Source organism: Mycolicibacter engbaekii (genome assembly GCF_002101585.1).
Taxonomy (GTDB): domain Bacteria; phylum Actinomycetota; class Actinomycetes; order Mycobacteriales; family Mycobacteriaceae; genus Mycobacterium; species Mycobacterium engbaekii.
Window position 1 is genome coordinate 23,137 of the sequence record NZ_LQOT01000025.1, and the last position, 20,885, is coordinate 44,021.

Here is a 20,885-nt window from a genome sequence, read left to right on the forward strand (position 1 = left end):
GTCGCCCGGCTATTGATCAGGCGCGGCTAGACTGGCTAATCGAGTGGCCGCGGAAGGAGACGCGTAATGGACGTCGCGCTCGGCGTGTCGATCACCGGCGCGCTCGCCCGGCTGGCGCTCGTCGAGTCGGACGGCTACGGCGATGCCGTCCTCGACGAGTCGATGCTCGACCTGACGCGCAATCCGGTCGAAACGCTGACCGACACCGTGCTCGGTACGCATCGCATGCTGGCCCAAGAGGGCCATCGGTTGGCGGCGACGCGACTGTGCTGGTCGGACTCGGAATTGCTCGCCCAGCTCCGCCGGGCCCTGGAGGAGGCGGGGGTCGAGAACGTCGCCGAGCTGGCCCAGGCGCGTTCGGCCGTCGCGCTGGCGCGCAACGCCACGGACGAGGACGGTCAGACCACATGGTTGCCCGCCGATCCCGGCGGCGACGCGACCATGACCGCACCGGCGGTGACGCAGGCCGGCGCCGTGGAGGCAACGTCTACGGAGCTGGCACCAGCGGTGGAGGAAGGCCAGCCGGAGCAACAGCTGGCGTATTCGATGACCGACGACGACGGTGAGTTGCTGCCGCTGGAGTATGCCGAGAACGACTACGAGGGCTACGAGGCCGACTACGGGGGAGCCGACCCCGCTGAAGCCGACGAACAGGCTCCACCGCCGCCGGTGGGGCGTGCACTTCTGGTGGGCAGCTCGGTCGGTGGAATTCTGGTCGCCGGGTGCGCGGCACTGGCGGTGGCGGTGACCATCGGCATCCGCCCGACCGCCGCGTCCACGCCGTCGCAGCCCCCGGTGGTGCAGCCGCCGCAGTCCCAGCCGGTGCCGGGCAACTTCATGCCCGTGCTGCCGATGCCCAAGCCGGTGCCCACACCGGCTCCGCAGGCTCCACCGCTGAACTCCATTGTCGCGCCGCTTAAGCCCGCGCCGGGCGTCGTTGTTCCGCCGGCGGTGCCGGCACCCCCGGCGGCACCGGCGCCTCCTGCGGTGATCCCGTTCCCCATTCCGGTGCCGATCATCACCGGGCCGGTCGGTGGCGGCGGCGGTTGGCTGCCCGGCTCGGGTAACGGTGGCGGAGGTGTCGGGCCTGGCCGGGACCACGGCGAAGGCGGTAACTCCGGCGGCGACGCCGGCTCGGGCGGCAGCACGGGAGGCAACGGCTCCAGCGGTAACCCGGGCGAATCCGGTGGCGGTTCCGGCGGTTCCGGCGACAGTGGTTCGGGCGGCAACACCGGCGGGTCCGGCGGCAACACCGGCGGGTCCGGCGGCAACACCGGGGGTTCTGACGGCAGCAGTTCCGGGGGTGGCGACGCGGGCGGATCCGGTTCCGGTGCACAGGGCGGCGACACGAGCGGTTCGGGTTCGGGGGCTTCCGGGTCGACCGGTTCCGATTCGGGGACGTCCGGCTCCAGCGGTTCGGGTTCGGGAACATCCGGGTCGGGCGGTGCAGGCGGCTCCGGCACTACGTCGGGCGGCACCTCGGGTGAATCAGGTAGCTCGGGCGGTACTTCCGCCGGTTCCGGCGGTACTGCCGGCGACTCCGGCGGCGGGTCGAGTTCCGGGGGCTCAGCCGGCGACGCCGGGGCATCGTCGGGCAGCAGCGGGTCCGGCGGCGGCTCCAGCAGCGGGTCCGGCGGCGGCTCCAGCGGCGACTCCGGCGGCTCGAGTGGCGGTTCCAGCGGCGACTCCGGCGGCTCAAGCGGTGGTTCCAGCGGTGGCTCGAGCGGTGGTTCCAGCGGCTCGAGCGGTGGCTCGAGTGGTGGGGCGGACTGAACTTCTCACCCCGGTGACCGCTCAGGGCCCGGTTCGCTGGCCGCGATTCGGGCGCGCGGTCTAGCCGGATGCTTTCCGGCCGGCAGAGAACTGGTGCGCCAGTGCCTTTCGATCCAGTTTGCCGATCCCGCGCCGGGGGAGCGAGGCGACGAGATGCAGCTCGCGCGGCGCGGCCGTACTGTCCAGAGACTCCGCGACATGGGCGCGCAACTCTTCCAGGGTGGGCGGTGCCGCACCTGGGGCCGTCACGACCGCGGCGACCACGCGCTGCCCCAGCCGATCGTCGTCGATCCCGAACACCGCGCACTCGGCCACCGCGGGATGGGTCGACAACGCCGACTCCACCGGACCGGGAAGTACCGTCAGGCCGCCGGTGCTGATGGCGTCATCGGCTCGGCCGAGCACCGTCAGACGGCCCGAGGAGTCAAGGGCGCCAACGTCATCGGTGACAAACCATCCTGGCTGCGCGAACGGGTCCGGTTCAACCGGATTGCGGTAACCGCGGGCCAGGGTGGGACCGCCGATCGTGATACGGCCCTCGCTGCCGATGCGCACCCGGACGCCCGACAGCGGAATCCCGTCATAGACGCAACCGCCGGCGGTTTCGCTCATGCCGTAGGTGCGCACCACCCGCACCCCCGCGGTTGCTGCGGCGTCCAATACCGGTTGCGGTGCCGGGCCTCCGCCCAGCAGCACCGCGTCCAGCTCCGCCAGTGCGGCCGCGGAAGCCGGGACGGTCAGCGCCTTGGCGAGTTGGGTGGCGACCAGTGACGTGTAGCGCCGTCCGGAGCCGAGTGCAGACACCGCTGCGGCCAACTGCGCGACGTCGAAACCTGTTGTCACATCGAGCTCCACGGGGTCGGTGCCCGAAGCAACGCTGCGCACCAGGACCTGGATGCCCGCGATATGGTGAGCCGGCAGCGCCAGCAGCCAGCGGCCCGGTCCGCCCAGTCGCTCGTGCGTGGCAGCGGCGCTGGCCATCAGAGACGCCGCTGTCAGCAGGGCGCCCTTGGGAGTCCCGGTGGTTCCCGAGGTGGTCACCACCAGCGCGAGGTCATCGCTGATGGGTTCACCCACCCGCAATGCGGTCAGGGTCGCTGGATCGGTGTCGGTGCCTACCGGCGTGAATGCGTCGTTGCGCCCATCCAAAACCTCCTGCAGGGCGGGCAAGAGCGTGGCAACGGCACCGCCGGGCGGGATCGCCAGCGCACGCAGGAGTGCTATGGGTTGCCTCCGTTGGTGGGGGCGTCGTCGAGCAGCCAGCCCTTTGCCGCCAGCCGCTCACGTACCCGTTCGACATCCTCAGCGGCGGGCAGTTCGTTGGTCAGACGGGCGATCAGCACGCCGATGTCGATGCGATCGAACTCCCCGCGGCCGATCAGTTCGCGGGCAACGTCTTTGACTTCGTCGTTGGTCAGTCGCCGCGACAGCAGTGCCAGTAGCGGAACGTAGTCATTCTGCGGTACGCCGTCGGGATACCCGGCGCGCAGCCAGGCGACGATCGAGGTGAGAAACTTGTTCATCCCGCGTCAACTTCCCGCACCGACACCGCCAGGAACATGTCGGCTGCCATAGTACGTCTAGTCAAAGCCAAACACCTCGTCCCACGTGCCCCAGTCTTCCCACTGCCAGCCGATCCGATGCTCGATGAAGTCGCGGGCGATGAACAGCACTCCGACCGCCACGGCGGCGATCAACACCGCGAAGACCATCCACCGCAGCAGGATCAGTTCCCGGCGGTACTGCGTCGCTGTGTCGGCTGCGTCACCCAGCCGGACGCCGACGGCGAACAACGCCGGCAGCGCGGTGCCGACCAGCAGGCCGAAGATCAGGATCTTCGCTGTCGCAACGTAGTCGAACCAGCTGCTCAAGGTGGTCACGCGCCGACCTCCTCGGTGCCTACCTTGTCCGCAACGCCGGGTGCATCCGGTTGGGGCGCAATGACTTCGAGGCCATCCGTCATATGGGCGCCCCAGTCGGCGGTGACGTTGGTGTGGTCGACCGGGACTTTACGCGACTGCAGCCAGATCAGTGCGGAGGCTCCCACCAGCAGCACCACGCCGGTGATGGTGCCGGGGAAGCCGCCGATGCGGTGGATCATCTGGTAGGTGCCTGCCCCGATGGCGCCGGCCAGCGGCAGCGTGATCAACCAGGCGGTCGCCATCCGGCGGGCGACTCCCCAGCGCACGGTGGCTCCGGGCCTTCCCAGACCCGATCCCAACACCGAACCCGTCACCACCTGCGTGGTCGACAGTGAGTAGCCGAAGTGGCTGGACAGCAAAATGATGGCCGCCGAGGACGACTCGGCAGCCATCCCCTGGGGGGATTCGATCTCGACGAGTCCCTTGCCCAAGGTGCGGATCACCCGCCACCCGCCGAAATAGGTGCCGGCGGCCATCGCCACCGCACACGACACGATCACCCACAGCGGCGGTGTGACATCGGTCTTGTGGGCGGCCCCGTAGGAGATCAAGGCGAGGAAGATCACGCCCATGGTCTTTTGGGCGTCGTTGGTGCCGTGCGCCAGCGACATCAGGGCCGCGGAGACCACCTGGCCGCGCCGGAAGTCCCGCAGGGTGCGTTTTCGCGAGACGCCCCGGCTCAACCGGTACACCAGCCAGGTGCCGACGGTGGCGACCAAGGTCGCGGCCAGCACGGCGATCACCGTGGGCACCAGCACCTTCGAGACCACCCCGGGCCAGCGCACCCCGGCCGTGCCGGCGGCGGCCAGCATGGCGCCCACGACGCCGCCGATCAAGGCGTGCGACGAGCTGGACGGGATGCCGAAAAGCCAGGTGGTCAGGTTCCACACGATGCCGCCGACAAGGCCGGCGAACATCACCTCCAGCGTCACCAGGTTGGTGACCACGAGGTCTTTGGCCACCGTGGCCGCCACCTGGGTGGACATGAACGCGCCGACAAGATTCAGCGTCGCGCACAGCGTCACCGCCGTCTTGGGCTTGAGAGCACCGCTGGCGATCCCGGTGGCCACAGCGTTGCCGGTGTCGTGGAAGCCGTTGGTGAAGTCGAAAGCCAGGGCGGTGATCACAACCGTGATCAACAGGAACAGCTCCAAGGTCACCGTGCGGATTTTTGCAGCAGCACCGGGACCTTGTCGAGCCGGGTCAGCCGTGCTTGGCGCCCAGCAGGTACCAACCCAGATGGTGGCCCAGGAAGTCGCGGGCGATGAACAGCACCCCGAGGATCGCCACGGCCAGCACAACCAGGAAGATCGTCCAGCTCAGAGCCACCAACAGCGACCGGCGCAGGCCGGGCGTCCCGGCGTCCACCGCGGAGGCGCTGGTGCCGGCCGCGTTCACCCGGACGCCGACGGCGAACAGCGCCGGCAGCAGCCCGCCGACCAGCAGGCCGAAAACCAGGATCTTCAGCGTGGCGTCGAAGTTGAACCACTGGCTCATGAGCGGATGACCTCGCGGGCCGGGGCGGGGGTGTCGGGCCCAGCCGCCAGCTGCGCCTCGTCGGTGCCGGCTTCGAGCGCCGCGCGCAGGGCGCGCTCGACTTCCTGGCCGGCTTCCTCAGGCCGCACGCCCGGGGCGTCCAGGCCGCCGGTCAGGGTGCCGTCCCATTCGGCGTTGACGTTGCTGTGGTCGATACGGGCGCGGCGCGACCGCAGCCAGATCGCGAGCACCGCGGTGATCAGCAGCGTCACGCCGACGGCGATTCCGAAGTAGCCGCCGATGCCGTGCACCAGGCCGTACGCGCCGGAGCCGACGCCGCCGGCCATCGGCAGGGTCACCAGCCAGGCCGATGCCATCCGTCCGGCGACGCCCCAGCGGACCTGTGCGCCGGGCTTGCCGACGCCGCTGCCGAGCACCGAACCGGTGGCGACCTGGGTGGTGGACAGGGAGTAGCCGAAGTGACTGGACAGCAGGATGACGGCGGCGGCCGACGACTCGGCCGCCATGCCCTGGGGAGCCTTGATCTCGACCAGTCCCTTACCCAGGGTGCGGATGATGCGCCAGCCACCGGTGTAGGTTCCGGCGGCCATGGCCAGCGCGCAGCTGACGATCACCCACAACGGGGGGAGGGTTTCGGACGTGCTGACGGCGCCGTAGGACATCAGGGCCAGGAAGATGACACCCATGGTTTTCTGCGCGTCGTTGGTGCCGTGCGCCAGGGACACCAACGCGGCCGAACCGATCTGGCCACGCCGGAACAACTTCTCGGACCGCTTCTCGTCCACGCCGCGGGTTGCGCGGTAGACCAGCCAGGTGCCCACGGAGGCGATCACCGTGGCGATCAGGGTGGCGACCACCGCCGGTACCAGCACCTTGGAGACCACGCCGCTCCAGATCACCCCGTGGCCGCCCACCGCGGCGATCATCGCGCCCACGATGCCGCCGATCAAGGCGTGCGACGAGCTCGACGGAATGCCGAGCAACCAGGTCAGCAGGTTCCACACGATGCCGCCGACCAGCCCGGCGAAAATGAGTTCCAAGGTCACCAGATGGGCGTCGACCAGCCCCTTGGCGATCGTCGCCGCGACGGCGGTGGACAGGAATGCGCCGATCAGGTTCAGGCAGGCCGACAGCGTGACCGCTGCCTTCGGCTTGAGCGCACCGCTGGCAATCGACGTCGCCATCGCGTTTCCGGTGTCATGGAAGCCGTTGGTGAAGTCGAAGGCCAAAGCCGTGACTACCACGATGATCAAAAGGAACAGATCAAGGCTCACGGGAGCATCACGGCACTGATTCTGGTGCCTCGATGGGTCGGTTGTCTAACCATCGCCTGTGGGAAACGCCGGTGTATGTCGAGACGTTTCGAACTGTTTGCCCTTCGTTAACCTCACGCCTCGGGCTGTTTGGTCTGTCGGATGTCGCGCCGCAGCGGATGCTCGGCGGGCACCTCCACGAATATCAGCGTCAGACCGTCGGGATCGGTGACATGCATCTCACGCAGCCCCCACGGCTCCTGGCGGGCTTCCCGGGCGATCGGCACGCCACGTTCCTGCAGTTCGGCCTGGGTGGCGGCGACGTCGCGCACCTGCAGCCACAGTGCCCCCGGGAACGGTGGGGGAGCAACGCGGGGGTTGCCGTGCCCGGCGAGTTCGATCAGTGACTGGCCGGCGTAGAAGACCATTCCGGCGCCATAGTCGCGGGCGATCGCCAACCCGATCTCGTCGCGGTAGAAGCGCAGCGAGCGTTGGTAGTCGACCGGACGGAGCAAGACCCGGCTGGCCAGAATCTCCATGCCTGCGTGTCTAGCACGTTCGGCGCCGCGGTATCAGCGGCCGCGCTGCATCACCGAGGTGACCAAGCCGGGGGCCACCACATCCAGGGCGCGTGCGGTCACCGCGATGCGCGGGGCGATGCGCACCGGTCGGCTGCGCGCCGCGGTGATCATCCACTCGGCGGCCTCGCCGGAACTCAGTGCCGGGCGGTTCTCGAAGGCTTTGGTGGGCGCGATCATCGGGGTGGCCACCAGCGGGTAGTACAGCGTGGTGGAATGCACCCCCTGATCCGCCCACTCGGTTTCGATGACCCGGCTGACCGCCGACAGCGCCGTCTTGGAGGCGTTGTACACCCCGAACAGCGGTGAGGCTTCGCTCATCACACCCCAGGTGGCGACGTTGATGATGTGCCCGTCGCCGCGCTGGCGCATGCCCGGGGCGATCGCGCGGATCAGGCGCAGCGGCGAGTAGTAGTTCAGGGTCATGGTCCGCTCGACGTCGTGCCAGCGGTCCAGCGACTCCGCCAGCGGCCGCCGAATCGAACGCCCGGCGTTGTTGACCAGGATGTCCACCCCGCCCAGCCGGTCTTCGACATCGGCGGCCAGGGCATCGATGGCCGCCATGTCGGACAGGTCGCAGGCAATCGCAATGCCCTGGCCGCCGGCGGCGGTGATCCGTGCCACGACCTCGTCGAGCAGGTCCTTGCGGCGGGCCACCGCGACCACGGTGGCGCCCTCGGCGGCGAACCGCTCGGCCGCGGCCTCGCCGATACCCGAGGAGGCACCCGTGAGCAGCACCCGCTTGCCCCGCAGCTCGATCGGCTTGGCCAGCGGCCGGTATGCCAGCAGCTGCGGCGCCACGGGCGGCCGCATTGCGGTCAGGAAGGCCGCCTCGGTCAGGCGGCGCAGCGGGCTCTTGCTCATGGTTGGCGAGTCTAGGCGGGGGCTCGCGGCAGGCGATCGCCCCTAGAAGTAGCGGGGGAACCGGCTCCAGTCCGGATCGCGCTTCTCCAGGAACGCGTCGCGGCCCTCGACCGCCTCGTCGGTCATGTAGGCCAGTCGGGTGGCTTCCCCGGCGAACAGTTGCTGACCCACCAGGCCGTCATCGAGCAGGTTGAAGGCGAACTTCAGCATGCGTTGCGCCTGAGGCGATTTGCCGTTGATCTCCTTGGCCCACTGCACGCCGGTGGCTTCCAGGTCGGCATGGTCGACAACCTCGTTGACCGCGCCCATCTGGTGCATCTGCTCGGCGGTGTAGGTCCGGCCCAGAAAGAAGATCTCGCGAGCGAACTTCTGGCCCACCTGCCGGGCCAGGTAGGCGCTGCCGTACCCGCCGTCGAAGCTGCCGACGTCGGCGTCGGTCTGCTTGAACCTCGCGTGCTCGCGGCTGGCCAGGGTGAGGTCGCACACCACGTGCAAACTGTGCCCGCCGCCGGCGGCCCAGCCGTTGACCAGGCAGATCACCGGTTTGGGCATGAACCGGATCAGCCGCTGCACCTCCAGGATGTGCAGCCTGCCGGCCCGGGCCGCATCGACGGTGTCGGCGGTCTCCCCGGAGGCGTACTGGTAGCCGCTGCGCCCGCGAATGCGCTGATCGCCCCCGGAGCAGAACGCCCAGCCGCCGTCTTTGGGGGAGGGCCCGTTGCCGGTCAGCAGCACCACGCCGACGTCCGGAGACATCCGGGCGTGATCCAGCGCCTGGTACAGCTCGTCGACGGTGTGCGGCCGAAACGCGTTGCGCACCTCGGGACGGTTGAACGCCACCCGCACCGTCGCGTCGGTGACGTGGCGGTGATAGGTGATGTCGGTCAGGTCGGCGAAGCCGTCGACGGGTCGCCAGATGCTCTCGTCAAAGGGGTTGCTGCTCACGCCTGCGACCGTACCGGTGCGGTGGCGGCAGGTGGCGCGACACTGCGGGCTGACGCGCGCAGTTCGGCCGCGTGGCAGCAGCCGCCAACCAGGGTGTCTACCGTGGAGACGATGACCAGGCAGGTGTGGACGGCCCGGACGAACGGCTGTCTTGACGGCACGGCCCGTACGCACGGTCCTCGCGGGGCTGCCGAACCGGCGAAGAGTCGGCGCGCGTGAGCACGAGCCACCGGCAGGAGGGGCCGCCGCCGCTGGACGACATCCTCGACCGCCTGCATGTGGTGGCGTTGCCGATGCGCGTCACATTTCGCGGCATCACGGTGCGGGAGGTGGCCCTGATCGACGGCCCCGCCGGCTGGGGAGAGTTCGGTGCGTTCGCTGAATACGAACCGCTCGAGGCGGCGCACTGGCTGGCCGCCGCGCTCGAGAGCGCTTATTGCGAACTTCCGCAACCCCTCCGTGACCGCGTCCCCATCAACGCAACCGTGCCCGCGGTCGAGCCCGAGCGGGTTCCCGAGGTGCTGGCGCGGTTCCCCGGCGCCCGCACCGCCAAAGTCAAAGTCGCCGAACCCGGCCAGACCCTGGCCGACGACGTCGCCCGCGTCGAAGCCGTCCGCGCGCTCATCCCCACCGTGCGGGTCGATGCCAATGGTGGTTGGACGCTCGATCAGGCGGTCGAGGCGGCAAAGGCATTGGGCGCACTGGAATACCTGGAACAACCCTGCGCCACGGTCGCCGAGCTCGCGGAGTTGCGCCGCCGCATCGACACGCCGGTGGCCGCCGACGAGAGCCTCCGCAAGGCCGAGGACCCCTTGGCGGTCGCGAAAGCCGGTGCCGCCGATATCGCGGTGCTGAAAGTCGCACCGCTGGGCGGCATTTCGGCGTTGTTGCAGATCGCTGACCAGGTTGGGATCCCGGTGGTGGTCTCCAGTGCTATCGACTCGGCGGTCGGCATCGCGACAGGTCTGCGTGCCGCCGCCGCACTGCCGGACCTGCAGCACGCCTGTGGGCTGGGCACCGGATCGCTGTTCGTCGACGACATCGTCGAGACGCCGGCGCCGACCGATGGCTACCTGCCGGTGCAGTCGGTTGTCCCGGACCCCGCCCGGCTGGAGGCTCTGCGCGCGACGCCACAACGCCGTCAGTGGTGGATCGACCGGATCGGCTCCTGCCATCGCCTGTTGCGGCGCTGAGTGCTCACACGCTGGGCAGTCGGGCGTCGATCCCGTTGGCGATCGTCACGGCTTCATCGCTGACGTAGAGCTTGCAGGCCAGTACGTCGATCGCCACGTTGTTGGTCACGCGCAGGGCCCGCTGGCATGACCAACCCGCGCTTCCGTCCTGGTGCTGGGTCATCCACAGCGTCCAGTCGACGTCGGTCACCGGGTCGAATGTCCAGGAGGTGTCGGGGCGGCCGTTTTTGACGGTTCCGAAAGTTCGCTCCCCGCACGGGGACCATTGCCGGGCGGTCATGCCGAAGAAGCTCCGCGCGGCGTCTCGGGTGGCGAACACCGTCGCGGCCTGAATCACGAAATGGTCGTGGCTGTACTCGGTGAGGCTCTGGGCAAGCGTCGCCGTCCAGTCTGCTTCGCCGTACACCGTCTTCTCGGCGGGCATCCAGGCCACCAGGCAGCTGTGGTCGGGGAATTGGCGGCCGGAGTCGAACATCCGCGATCGGGAGTCTTCAACCCGCATGCCGCCGGCCCCCATGATGTCGCTGACGGTGGCGGCCTTGAGCAGCAGTTCGGGCAGCATGGCGGCGGTCACCGGCCGGGGACCGTCGAGGTCGGCGGGGATCGCCACTCCGCCGGTGACGCGTGCGCAGTCCGTCAGCACGGCGCAGGCCAGCATCAGTACAGACACCAACCCGGCGTGCCGTAGCCGCATCACCTTCCCCCGCTGCGCAGTTGCGATGCTCACACTTTAAAGCGCCGAGGCGTCGCGTACCTTCACTCTGGTGACCAACCTCGCCTACGACGACCGCAATCAGGACGGGGAGCCGGTCCTTTTCATCGCCGGGCGCGGGGGCGCCGGCCGGGGCTGGCACCTGCATCAGGTCCGCGAGTTCCAGCTCGCCCGGTACCGCCCGATCACCTTCGACAACCGTGGCATCGGTGCCACCGAGAACGCTTCCGGGTTCACCACCGAGACGATGGTGGCCGACACCGCCGAACTGATCGAATCGCTGAACATCGCCCCGGTCCGCATCGTCGCGGTGTCGATGGGCTCGTTCATCGCCCAAGAACTGATGCTGGCACGGCCCGAGTTGGTGAAATCCGCTGTCTTGATGGCAACCCGCGGCCGCCACGACCGCGCCCGCGAGTTCTTCTATTCCGCCGAAGCCAAACTCGCCGAGTCCGGTGCTCAACTGCCCGCCGAGTACGAAGCCAAGGTGCGCCTGCTGGAGAGTTTTTCGCCGAAGACGCTCAGCGACGACGCGGCGATCAAGGACTGGATCGCGATGTTCACCATGTGGCCGGTGAAGAACACGCCGGGGCTGCGTTGCCAGCTCGACGTGGCGCCGCTGACCAACCGGCTGCCCGCTTACGCCAACATCACCCAGCCGGTGCTGGTGATCGGTTTCGGCGACGACGTCGTCACCCCGGCGCACCTGAGCCGTGAAGTCGCCGACGCGATCCCGGGCGCACGCTACCTGGAGATCCCCGACGCCGGGCACCTCGGCTTCATCGAGAAGCCCGACCAGGTCAACAAGGCGGCCCTGGAGTTCCTGGCCGAGGTCGACGGCAAGCCCTTCCGCTGGGCGGCTGCACCGTCGCCGCACGACTAACCTGATACCAATGACCAACCCCTCGACGGCACAGGCCCGCATCGTCGTCGACGAGCTGATTCGCGGTGGCGTCCGCGACGTGGTGCTGTGCCCGGGGTCACGCAATGCGCCGCTGGCGTTCGCACTGCATGACGCCGACCGGGCCGGTCGGCTGCGGCTGCACGTGCGCATCGACGAGCGCACCGCCGGATACCTGGCGATCGGGCTGGCGGTGGGGGCGGGCGCGCCGGTGTGCGTGGCGATGACCTCGGGCACGGCAGTGGCCAACCTGGGCCCGGCGGTGGTCGAGGCCAACTACGCCCGGGTTCCGCTGATCGTGCTGAGCGCCAACCGCCCCTATGAGTTGCTGGGCACCGGCGCCAACCAGACCATGGAACAACTGGGCTACTTCGGCACCCAGGTGCGCGCCGCGATCAGCCTGGGACTGGCCGAGGACGCCCCCGAGCGCATGGACGCACTCAATGCCACATGGCGATCGGCGGTGTGCCGAGTTTTGGTCGCGGCCACGGGATCTCGGACCGCCAACGCCGGACCGGTGCAGTTCGACATCCCGCTACGCGAGCCCCTGGTCCCCGATCTGAGCCCGGATCGGTCGACCGAGCCGGCAGGCCGGCCGAACGGGCGTCCGTGGACCCTCACCCCGCCGGTCACCTTCGACCAGCCCCTGGACATCGACCTGACCCCGGACACCGTCGTGATTGCCGGGCACGGTGCGGGGAGCCACCCCAACCTGGCGGCGCTGCCCACCGTCGCCGAACCCACCGCTCCTGCGCCGCAGAATCCGCTGCACCCGCTGGCGTTGCCCCTGCTGCACCCGCAGCAGGTCATCATGGCCGGCCGGCCCACCCTGCACCGCCCGGTGTCGAGCCTGCTGGCCGACCCCACGGTGCCGGTGTACGCCCTGACCACCGGTCCGCGTTGGCCGGACGTCTCGGGGAACTCGCAGGCCACCGGTACCCGGGCCGTCACCTCCGGGGAACCCGACCCGGCCTGGCTGCGCCGCTGCGCGGAGCTGAACAGGCATGCCGAGGCCGCGGTGCGCGAGCAGTTGGCGGCGCACCCGCTCACCACCGGCCTGCACGTGGCCGCTGCCGTGGCCGCTGCGCTGCGCCCCGGTGACCAGGTGGTGCTCGGCGCTTCGAACCCGGTACGCGACGCCGCGCTGGTCGGGTTGGGCAACGCCGTGGGCGGCGGCGGTATCGCCGTGCGATCCAACCGCGGCGTGGCCGGCATCGACGGCACGGTGTCCACCGCGATCGGCGCCGCCCTGGCCCACGAGCGGCGCAATCCCGACGCGCGCACCCTCGCGCTGATCGGGGACCTGACGTTCGTCCACGACAGCTCCGGGCTGCTGATCGGGCCCACCGAGCCCAGACCGCAGCAGCTGACGATCGTGGTGTCCAACGACAACGGTGGCGGCATTTTCGAGCTGCTCGAGCAGGGCGACCCGCGGTTCGCCGACGTCTCGTCGCGGGTCTTCGGCACCCCGCACGACGTCGATGTCGCCGCGCTGTGCCGGGCCTATCACGTCGAGTTCTCCCAGGTGGAGGCGGAAGCTCTGCCCGACGCACTCGCCGAACCCGCCGGCGGTGTGCGCGTGCTCGAGGTCAAAGCGGACCGGTCGTCGCTGCGGTCCTTGCATGCCGCGATCAAGGCGGCCCTGTGAGACTGCCCGATTACCGGTCCACCCGGGTCTACCGGACCCTGAAGCCGTTGGTGTACGGCCTGGTCTGGGGGGACGGCGCTCTGCCCCGCAATTCGCAGGCGGGCCGGCTGCTGCGCTGGTCGCGCATCGGCGTGCTGATCATGGTGACGGTTGTGACGCTGCAGTCGGTACTGCTGGTGGCCGGCGCCTGGCGCAACGACATCACCATCGAGCGGGACATGGGCGTGGCCGAGGCCGAAGTGCTCAACGCGGGCTTTCGCCGCTCCACCATCGAGTTCGTGACGCCGGAGCGGATCACCTACCGCCCGGAGCTCGGTGTGCTCTATCCCTCGGAGTTGGCGACCGGGATGAGGATCTACGTCGAATACAACAAGGCCGACCCGGATCTGGTGCGGGTCCAGCACCGCACCGCGGTGTTGGCCGTCATCCCGGCCGGCTCCGTCGCGGTGATCGCCTGGCTCGTCGGGATCGCAGCGCTGGCGGGGTGCAACCTGGCCGAACGACGGTACGCCAGGACTCGGTCGGTGATGCGGCGCTCGGGCGGCTAGCGTTCGGACACCAGCCGGTCGAGCCAGCCGGTGTCATCGGTGTCCACGACCGTCCTGGTGGTCAGGTCATACACCGTCGGGGTGCCGGGGCTGGCCGGGTTCGCCGCCAGCAGCTGCACGCGGTTGAAGGCGTTCATCGACGTGGCGTCCACGGCCGGCTGCGCGTCGGCGATGCGCTGCACCACATGCTCGGGCAGGCCGCTCTCGCCGGCGGTGGCGGCAATCTCGCGCACGTCGGGGGTAGCGCCCTTGCGGTACAGAGCCGTCACGAACGTCTGGTAGGCATCGGCGGGCGTGGCCGGGTCGGCCGCTGCCATCAGGGCGTTGCCGACCCGGGCGGAGGTGTCGTTGTGGCGGCGGGCGTCCAGGAACGTCATCCACCGGTAGGTCACCGCCACCTCGCCGTCGGCCAGGTGCCGGCCCAGAGCGTCGCCGAAGGCCGCTTCGAACTTGGCGCACTCCGAGCACTGCGGGTCGCAGAAGATCTCCAGCTGCACCGGGGCGGTGGGTGCGCCGGCCAGCACACCGAAGTGGTCGGCGCTCAGCGCCGTGCCGGGCCGGTCCGGGTCGGCTGCCGCCGGACCCGACAGGGTCGCGCCCACGACCGCCAGCGCTGCGAATGTGCCTAGCAAAGACCGCATTCCAGGAACCCTATCGGAGGCGGGTACCGTCGGTCGGGTGAGCCGCGCGAGCCTGGACAAAGATCCGCACGCCGTGGCGTCGATGTTCGACGGCGTCGCCCGGCGTTACGACCTGACCAATACCGTGCTGTCGCTGGGCCGAGACCGCTCCTGGCGGCGGGCCACCCGGCTGGCCCTGGAGCTGCGGCCCGGCCAGCGGGTCCTCGACCTGGCCGCGGGCACCGCGGTGTCGACGGTGGAGTTGGCCCGCTCCGGTGCCTGGTGCGTGGCAGCCGACTTCTCGGTCGGGATGCTGGCCGCCGGTGCCCGTCGCGCGGTGCCCAAGGTCGCCGGGGACGCCACCAGGCTGCCCTTCGCCGACGCGGTGTTCGATGCGGTGACCATCAGCTTCGGGTTGCGCAATGTGGTCGACCACACCGCGGGCCTGCGGGAGATGGCCCGGGTGACTCGGCCGGGTGGACGTCTGGTGGTCTGCGAGTTCTCCACCCCGACTGTGCCGGTGTTCGCCACCGCCTACAAGGAGTATCTGATGCGCGCGCTGCCGGCGGTGGCACGCGCGGTGTCCTCGAACCCGGAGGCTTACGTCTACCTCGCCGAATCGATCCGCGCCTGGCCGGATCAGGCCGCGCTGGCCGAGCAGATTCGCGCCTCGGGCTGGTCGGAGGTGAGCTGGCGCAATCTCACCGGCGGTATCGTCGCGCTGCATTCGGCCCGCAAACCGCTGGAGTGATTCGCCCCCCGGCCGGGGGCGTTCAGCCCAGGTGCGCCGAGAGCAGCCACCCGGCAGCGGACTTGCGCCCGCCCGGCTCGTCGCGCAGAGGGACGCCACCGAAGCCGGGGAAGTCGTCGGGGAACACCGCGTACAGGCGGGCCGGCTTGATCTCATCGACCACCCAGTACTTCGAGACGACCTCGCGCAACTCGTCGGAGGTCACCGCGAAAGGGGGGCCTTCGGGAATGGCGGCCTTGTCGAAGACCAGCACGAAGTAGGACGCCCCGGGGGCGGCCGCCCGGGCGATGCAGCGCTGGTAGCCCTCCCGGGCCTCCACCGGGATCGAGTGGAACAGCGTGCTGTCGACGATGGTGCCGAACCGGCCGTCATAGCCGGAGAACGCGCTGATGTCGGCGACCTCGAAGGTGGCGTTGGTCAGTCCCCGCCGGGCCGCCTCGCGCCGGGCCAGGTCGATGGCGGTGGGCGAACTGTCCAGGCCCACGGTGGTGTGGCCCCGTTCGGCCAGGTACAGCGAGATGGCGGCTTCGCCGCATCCGACGTCGAGGATGTCACCGTGGAACTTGCCCTCGGCGATCAGCCGGGCCAATTCGGGCTGCGGCTCCCCGATACTCCACGGGGGTTTGGCGCCCACCCCGAACTGCTCGGACTCGCCCCGGTAGGCGGCGTCGAACTGCAAGTCCATGGAATCGCTGGAATCGCTCATCACCCCGGTATAGCAACGCCCCCCGCGTACGTCAACGAGGTTGATATGCAAGTGGTCCCGCGCGGGGGCGGCTAGGAGAACGGGCGGCGGCGGTCGACCAGCCGGGACAGTCGTCCTCCGCCGCGCCAGGCCCGCGCCACCAGGTCCGCGTCGTCGTCGGTGACCAGGTTGGCCATCACCCGAACCGCCACCCGCATCAGCGCCGTCGAACGCATCGCCACCGGGCCGGTGGCGGGCAGGAAACGGGGAAACGTCAGCAGCAGCGCCAGCCGCCGGGCCACCGAGAACCCGCGGGCATAGTGGGCGGTCAGCAGGGCCGGCCACGCCTGGGAGAGATCGCCTGCGCCCGCATCGCCCAGCAGTTCGACGGCCAGTCGCCCGGTCTCCATGCCGTAGTCGATGCCCTCGCCGTTGAGCGGGTTCACACACGCCGCGGCGTCACCGATCAACATCCAGTTGGGTCCTGCGACGCCGGAGACCGCACCGCCCATGGGCAGCAGCGCACTGGCCGGAGCACGCACCGGGCCCTGGAAACCCCACTCCTCGCGGCGCAGGTCGGCGTAGTAGGACATCAGCGGTCGCAGCGCCACGTCGGCCGGCCGCTTGACGGTGGCCAGCGCGCCGACGCCGATGTTGACCTCGCCGTTGCCCAGCGGAAAGATCCAGCCGTAGCCCGGCAGCACCGCCCCTTCGGGCGAGCGCAGCTCCAGATGCGAGGTCAGCCACGGCTCGTCGCTGCGCGGCGAGGCCAGATAACCGCGGGCAGCCACCCCGTAGACCGTCTCCTGGTGCCACTCGCGGCCCAGCACCCGGCCCAACGTCGAGCGGGCCCCGTCAGCCACGATCAGCGTCCGGCAGGCCACCTCGGCGCCGTCGGCCAGCACCACCGCGCGCACCCGCCCCGACGAATCATGTTGGACCCCGACGGCCTTAACGCCCAGCAGCATCCGGGCACCGGACTCCTCGGCGACCTTGCGGATGCGCTCGTCGAGTTCGGTGCGCGGCGCCGCGCTGCTGGTCGACGGGAAGCTTTGCCCGGGCCAGGCCACCTCGACATGGCCGCCGAAGCCCGTCAGTCGCAGGCCCCGGTGCCGGATGTGGCTGTCCAGCCACTCGCCGAGCCCGAGCAGCTCCAGTTGCTCGACGGCACGGGGGGTCAGACCGTCCCCACACGGCTTGTCCCGGGGGAAGCCGGCCGAATCGACCACCAGCACGTCATGGCCCGCCCGAGCGGCCCAGGCGGCTGCCGCCGACCCGGCCGGTCCGGCGCCCACCACCACCACATCAGCCTGCGAATTCACAGTGACCAGTATGTTGGACCCGTGAGGACACCGGCGAGCGTGGTGGCGGGGCTGGATTTCGGCGGCTTGGGGGACCCGGGGTTTGCGGGCCGAGTCCGTGACGGCGTCGCCCGCATCGAAGAACTGATGGACACCGAGCTGCGTGGTGGCGACGGTCTGATGACCGAGGCCGTGACCCACCTGTTCGAGGCCGGGGGAAAGCGCTTCCGTCCGCTGTTCACGGTGCTGTCCGCCCAGCTGGGACCCGAGCCGGACGCCTGGCAGGTGACGGTGGCCGGTGCGGTGATCGAGCTGGTGCACCTGGCGACGCTGTACCACGACGACGTGATGGACGAGGCCCAGATCCGCCGCGGGGCCCCGAGCGCCAACGCGCGGTGGGGGAACAACATCGCGATCCTGGCCGGTGACTACCTGTTCGCGACGGCCTCACGGCTGGTCTCGCGGCTGGGCCCGGACGCGGTGCGCATCATCGCCGAGACGTTCGCGCAGCTGGTGACCGGACAGATGCGGGAGACCCGCGGGGCCGCCGAGGGGGTGGATTCGGTTGAGCACTACCTCAAGGTCGTCTACGAGAAGACGGCCTGTCTGATCGCGGCGTCGGGTCGCTTCGGCGCGACGTTCTCCGGTGCCGACGACGACCAGATCGAACGCCTGGCCCGGCTGGGCGGGATCGTGGGCACCGCGTTCCAGATCTCCGACGACATCATCGACATCGATTCCGACCCCGACGAGTCCGGCAAGTTGCCCGGCACCGATCTGCGTGAGGGCGTCCACACGTTGCCGGTGCTCTACGCGCTGCAGGACAGCGGGGCCGACGCCGACCGGCTGCGCGAGCTGCTGGTCGGGCCGGTCACCGACGACGCCGCGGTGCAGGAGGCGCTGGGGCTGCTGCGGGCGTCGGCCGGCATGGCCAAGGCCAAGGAGACGGTGGCCGACTACGCCGCACAGGCGCGGGCGGAGCTGGCTGCGCTGCCCGACTGTGTCGGGCGGGCGGCCCTGGCCGGCCTGGTCGACTACACCGTGAACCGGCACGGCTGACCACGATTGCGGAACTCCTGGGGCCTCGGCGGCGTTTAATGAGCACGACCGAGGTTCTCCAAGGAGGAAGTCGATGACCTGGCACCCGCACCACAACACGGCGAAGACGTTCTTTTTGCTGTTCGTGATGTCGGCGTTGATCGTTCTGGTGGGCAGGGCGTTCGGACCCCAGATGATGTGGGTGGCGGTGTTGTTCGCCGTGGGGATGAACGCCTACACCTACTTCAACAGCGACAAGCTGGCGCTGCGGGCGATGCGGGCCCAACCGGTGACGGAGGTCCAGGCGCCGGAGATCTATCGGATCGTGCGCGAGTTGGCCACCACGGCACACCAGCCGATGCCCCGGCTCTACGTCAGCGACACCAACGCTCCCAACGCTTTCGCCACCGGCCGCAACCCGCGGCACGCCGCGGTGTGTTGTACCAGCGGGATCCTGCGCCTGCTCAACGAACGCGAGCTGCGTGCGGTGCTGGCCCATGAGCTGTCGCACGTCTACAACCGCGACATTCTGATCTCGTGTGTGGCCGGGGCGCTGGCCTCGGTCATCACCGGTCTGGCCAATATGGCGATGTTCATGGGCAACCGCCGCGACGGCAACCCCCTGGCGATGCTGCTGGTGGCGCTGGTCGGTCCGCTGGCCGCCTCGGTGGTGCGGATGGCGGTGTCGCGGTCGCGGGAGTACCAGGCAGACCAATCCGGTGCCGTGCTCTCCGGCGACCCGCTGGCGCTGGCGTCGGCGTTGCGCAAGATCTCCGACGGTGTGCAGGCCGCGCCGCTGCCGCCCGAGCCCGAGCTGGCCAGCCAGTCGCACCTGATGATCGCCAACCCCTTCCGGATGGGCGAAAAGGTCGGTCAGCTGTTTGCCACCCACCCTCCGATGGCCGACCGGATTCGCCGGCTGGAGGCCATGGCCCGCGGTTAGGTCCGGCTGCTCAACGGCACATCGTTGAGGTGCAGATCGGCGTGCCCGTTCGTTTCCGGGACCGCGCCGTTGCTCGGTGTGCAGGTGCTGCATGCGGCGGCCGGGACCGGCGGGGTCTCATCGAACGCGTACACCATGCCGCCGGTGGCGCGATGCTGGTCCTGCCAGTCCTCCAGGGCCTGCTCCGCTGCGTGGTCGAGGTAGGTGGTCGAGACATCCAGGCGAACCCGCGCCCCGACCGGGATCTTCGCCAGCACGCCGGTCAGCTTCGGCAACGCCAGGAAGGTGCAGGCGCCCGCCACGCTCACCTGCCACTCGTCGCCCACCTGCTCGGCGGTGACCTTGACCCGCAGCACCCGCCAACCGGTCAGTGCCAGCGCCAGGACCAGGCCGATCAGCACGCCCTCGAGCAGGTTGAGGAAGACCACGCCCAGGATGGTCACCAGATAGACCGCGATGTCACCAGAGCGCCAAGCGGTTTCGACGTGTACCAGTTTGATCAGCTGAATACCGATGGTGATCAGCAGGCCGGCCAGCGCCGCGCTGGGGATCTTGTCCACGATTCCCGCGAACGGCAGGGCGAACAGCAGGATCCAGACGCCGTGCAGGAAGGCCGAAGCCCGCGACTTCGCGCCGGCGGTCACGTTGGTGGCGCTGCGCACGATCACCCCGGTGATCGGCAGCCCACCCAACATTCCCGAGGCGACGTTGGCGGTACCCTGCCCGATCAGTTCGCGGTTGAAATCGGTCCGCGGACCGGTGTGCATGCGGTCCACCGACACTGCCGAGAGCAGGCTCTCCACGCTGGCGATCAACGCCACAGTCACCACCCCGATGACGACCGCGGTCCAGTCGCCGTGCGGCAACTCCGGCAGTTGGACCGCGTCCAGCAACGACCCGTCGAGGGTGATGCGCTGCACGTCGAGGGAGAAGATCAAAGACAGCAGCGTCGCCCCGGTGATCGCGACCAGCGGGCCCGGAATGCGGCCCAGCGGCCCGCGCACCGATCGCCAGGCGAGCATGGTGACGATCACCAGGATTCCCAGGATCGGCTCGGGTCCCTGGGCGTCCATCACCCCGTGGGGCAGAGCGATCACGTTTTCCCAGGCCGAGCTGGCCGACTTCCCGCCGAGCATCACGTGCAGCTGCTGCAGGGCGATCGTCACACCGATTCCGGCCAGCATGGCGTGCACCACCACCGGCGAGATCGCCAGTGCGGCCCGCGCGACCCGGCTCAGCCCCAGCAGCACCTGCAAGACACCCGCGCCCACGGTGATCGCGCAGGTCACCTTCCAGCCGAAGCGGGCTACCAGTTCGGCAACGACGACGGTCAATCCGGCCGCCGGCCCGCTCACCTGCAGCGGTGATCCGCCCAGCACGCCGACGACGAGACCGCCCACGATGGCGGCGATGAGCCCGGCCAGCACGGGTGCGCCCGAGGCGATGGCGATGCCGAGCGACAGGGGCAGCGCCACCAGGAACACCACCAGCGATGCCGGTAGGTCATCGCGCAGAACTGACCGTGACCAGGCCTTTCTTCGGTCGACGGCGTGGTCTGCGCGGTGAGCGGTCAGCATCGAGGTGAACCTCTGCTCTTCGTAGGGTTTAGCTAAGACCCAGTGAAGCTATTCCATGCGCATTACCTGTGATCGAATACGACATGTCCATTAAGTAAACAAAGGTTACCGCGTCGGCATCAGATGTACAGGGTTC

22 protein-coding genes are annotated in these 20,885 nt (G+C 69.6%); 8 read left to right on the top strand and 14 right to left on the bottom strand.

Going from position 1 to position 20,885, the window contains the following annotated elements; all coding sequences use genetic code 11:
- Positions 1 to 66 precede the first annotated feature (66 nt).
- Complete coding sequence (locus AWC02_RS21875; protein WP_085128114.1) at positions 67 to 1,773, top strand: DUF7159 family protein; 1,707 nt, start codon at positions 67 to 69, stop codon at positions 1,771 to 1,773.
- Positions 1,774 to 1,833: 60 nt separating this feature from the next.
- Here the strand turns inward: AWC02_RS21875 and menE are convergent, their stop codons facing one another.
- The 9 genes from menE to AWC02_RS07315 all read right to left on the bottom strand — a co-directional run bounded on the left by menE (position 1,834) and on the right by AWC02_RS07315 (position 8,832).
- A complete protein-coding gene (menE, locus tag AWC02_RS07275; RefSeq protein ID WP_419179217.1) occupies positions 1,834 to 2,979 on the bottom strand; it encodes an o-succinylbenzoate--CoA ligase in 1,146 nt (381 codons plus the stop codon).
- A 14-nt stretch (positions 2,980 to 2,993) separates the two neighbouring features.
- Positions 2,994 to 3,296, bottom strand: a complete 303-nt coding sequence (locus AWC02_RS07280; protein WP_047319687.1) for a DUF3349 domain-containing protein — start codon at positions 3,294 to 3,296, stop codon at positions 2,994 to 2,996.
- A 57-nt stretch (positions 3,297 to 3,353) separates the two neighbouring features.
- The gene (locus tag AWC02_RS07285) at positions 3,354 to 3,644 is read right to left on the bottom strand and encodes a hypothetical protein (RefSeq protein ID WP_085128208.1); all 291 of its coding nucleotides are present in this window, start codon (positions 3,642 to 3,644) and stop codon (positions 3,354 to 3,356) included.
- Positions 3,645 to 3,649: 5 nt separating this feature from the next.
- Complete coding sequence (locus tag AWC02_RS07290; RefSeq protein ID WP_085128116.1) at positions 3,650 to 4,855, bottom strand: inorganic phosphate transporter; 1,206 nt, start codon at positions 4,853 to 4,855, stop codon at positions 3,650 to 3,652.
- 43 nt (positions 4,856 to 4,898) lie between these two features.
- Complete coding sequence (locus tag AWC02_RS07295) at positions 4,899 to 5,192, bottom strand: hypothetical protein (protein WP_085128117.1); 294 nt, start codon at positions 5,190 to 5,192, stop codon at positions 4,899 to 4,901.
- Positions 5,189 to 6,466, bottom strand: coding sequence for an inorganic phosphate transporter (locus tag AWC02_RS07300; RefSeq protein WP_085128118.1), 1,278 nt, complete (start codon positions 6,464 to 6,466; stop codon positions 5,189 to 5,191). The genes AWC02_RS07295 and AWC02_RS07300 overlap by 4 nt, the downstream gene beginning before the upstream one ends.
- Before the next feature lie 113 nt (positions 6,467 to 6,579).
- Positions 6,580 to 6,984, bottom strand: coding sequence for a VOC family protein (locus AWC02_RS07305; protein ID WP_085128119.1), 405 nt, complete (start codon positions 6,982 to 6,984; stop codon positions 6,580 to 6,582).
- Between the two features lie 33 nt (positions 6,985 to 7,017).
- Entirely contained in the window at positions 7,018 to 7,887 is an 870-nt protein-coding gene (locus AWC02_RS07310) for an SDR family oxidoreductase (RefSeq protein WP_085128120.1), read from the bottom strand.
- Positions 7,888 to 7,929: 42 nt separating this feature from the next.
- Positions 7,930 to 8,832 carry a 1,4-dihydroxy-2-naphthoyl-CoA synthase gene (locus AWC02_RS07315; protein WP_085128121.1) on the bottom strand — a complete coding sequence of 301 codons (903 nt, stop codon included), beginning with the start codon at positions 8,830 to 8,832 and terminating at the stop codon, positions 7,930 to 7,932.
- Between the two features lie 215 nt (positions 8,833 to 9,047).
- On the opposite strand from AWC02_RS07315, the gene AWC02_RS07320 reads away from it, so the two are divergent.
- Positions 9,048 to 10,025 (top strand): o-succinylbenzoate synthase, encoded by a 978-nt coding sequence (locus tag AWC02_RS07320; RefSeq protein WP_085128122.1) that lies wholly within the window; start codon positions 9,048 to 9,050, stop codon positions 10,023 to 10,025.
- Positions 10,026 to 10,029: 4 nt separating this feature from the next.
- On the opposite strand, the gene AWC02_RS07325 is transcribed toward AWC02_RS07320, so the two are convergent.
- Positions 10,030 to 10,752 carry a sensor domain-containing protein gene (locus AWC02_RS07325; protein ID WP_237160363.1) on the bottom strand — a complete coding sequence of 241 codons (723 nt, stop codon included), beginning with the start codon at positions 10,750 to 10,752 and terminating at the stop codon, positions 10,030 to 10,032.
- A 37-nt stretch (positions 10,753 to 10,789) separates the two neighbouring features.
- Between AWC02_RS07325 and AWC02_RS07330 the strand changes: the two genes are divergently transcribed.
- The 3 genes from AWC02_RS07330 to AWC02_RS07340 are packed head-to-tail and all read left to right on the top strand — an operon-like array spanning position 10,790 to position 13,834.
- Entirely contained in the window at positions 10,790 to 11,620 is an 831-nt protein-coding gene (locus AWC02_RS07330) for an alpha/beta fold hydrolase (protein WP_085128123.1), read from the top strand.
- A gap of 10 nt (positions 11,621 to 11,630) precedes the next feature.
- Positions 11,631 to 13,286 (top strand): 2-succinyl-5-enolpyruvyl-6-hydroxy-3-cyclohexene-1-carboxylic-acid synthase, encoded by a 1,656-nt coding sequence (gene menD, locus AWC02_RS07335; protein WP_085128124.1) that lies wholly within the window; start codon positions 11,631 to 11,633, stop codon positions 13,284 to 13,286.
- The gene (locus AWC02_RS07340; protein WP_419179215.1) at positions 13,283 to 13,834 is read left to right on the top strand and encodes a DUF3592 domain-containing protein; all 552 of its coding nucleotides are present in this window, start codon (positions 13,283 to 13,285) and stop codon (positions 13,832 to 13,834) included. The genes menD and AWC02_RS07340 overlap by 4 nt, the downstream gene beginning before the upstream one ends.
- Here AWC02_RS07340 and AWC02_RS07345 read toward each other — a convergent pair.
- On the bottom strand, positions 13,831 to 14,475 hold the full coding sequence (locus tag AWC02_RS07345; protein WP_085128125.1) for a DsbA family protein: 645 nt from the start codon (positions 14,473 to 14,475) through the stop codon (positions 13,831 to 13,833). The genes AWC02_RS07340 and AWC02_RS07345 overlap by 4 nt on opposite strands.
- A 37-nt stretch (positions 14,476 to 14,512) precedes the next feature.
- On the opposite strand from AWC02_RS07345, the gene AWC02_RS07350 reads away from it, so the two are divergent.
- The gene (locus AWC02_RS07350) at positions 14,513 to 15,205 is read left to right on the top strand and encodes a demethylmenaquinone methyltransferase (RefSeq protein WP_085128126.1); all 693 of its coding nucleotides are present in this window, start codon (positions 14,513 to 14,515) and stop codon (positions 15,203 to 15,205) included.
- 22 nt (positions 15,206 to 15,227) lie between these two features.
- Here AWC02_RS07350 and AWC02_RS07355 read toward each other — a convergent pair whose 3' ends face one another.
- Together AWC02_RS07355 and menJ are read right to left on the bottom strand one after the other, a co-directional pair.
- Entirely contained in the window at positions 15,228 to 15,911 is a 684-nt protein-coding gene (locus AWC02_RS07355) for a class I SAM-dependent methyltransferase (protein ID WP_085128127.1), read from the bottom strand.
- 71 nt (positions 15,912 to 15,982) lie between these two features.
- Positions 15,983 to 17,212, bottom strand: a complete 1,230-nt coding sequence (menJ, locus tag AWC02_RS07360) for a menaquinone reductase (RefSeq protein WP_085128128.1) — start codon at positions 17,210 to 17,212, stop codon at positions 15,983 to 15,985.
- 21 nt (positions 17,213 to 17,233) lie between these two features.
- On the opposite strand from menJ, the gene grcC1 reads away from it, so the two are divergent.
- Together grcC1 and htpX are read left to right on the top strand one after the other, a co-directional pair.
- The gene (gene grcC1, locus AWC02_RS07365) at positions 17,234 to 18,250 is read left to right on the top strand and encodes a nonaprenyl/(2E,6E)-farnesyl/geranylgeranyl diphosphat synthase (protein ID WP_165757864.1); all 1,017 of its coding nucleotides are present in this window, start codon (positions 17,234 to 17,236) and stop codon (positions 18,248 to 18,250) included.
- Between the two features lie 73 nt (positions 18,251 to 18,323).
- Positions 18,324 to 19,172 carry a zinc metalloprotease HtpX gene (gene htpX, locus AWC02_RS07370; RefSeq protein ID WP_085128129.1) on the top strand — a complete coding sequence of 283 codons (849 nt, stop codon included), beginning with the start codon at positions 18,324 to 18,326 and terminating at the stop codon, positions 19,170 to 19,172.
- Here the strand turns inward: htpX and AWC02_RS07375 are convergent.
- Positions 19,169 to 20,749 carry a SulP family inorganic anion transporter gene (locus AWC02_RS07375; protein ID WP_085128130.1) on the bottom strand — a complete coding sequence of 527 codons (1,581 nt, stop codon included), beginning with the start codon at positions 20,747 to 20,749 and terminating at the stop codon, positions 19,169 to 19,171. The genes htpX and AWC02_RS07375 overlap by 4 nt on opposite strands.
- Between the last annotated feature and the right edge of the window lie 136 nt (positions 20,750 to 20,885).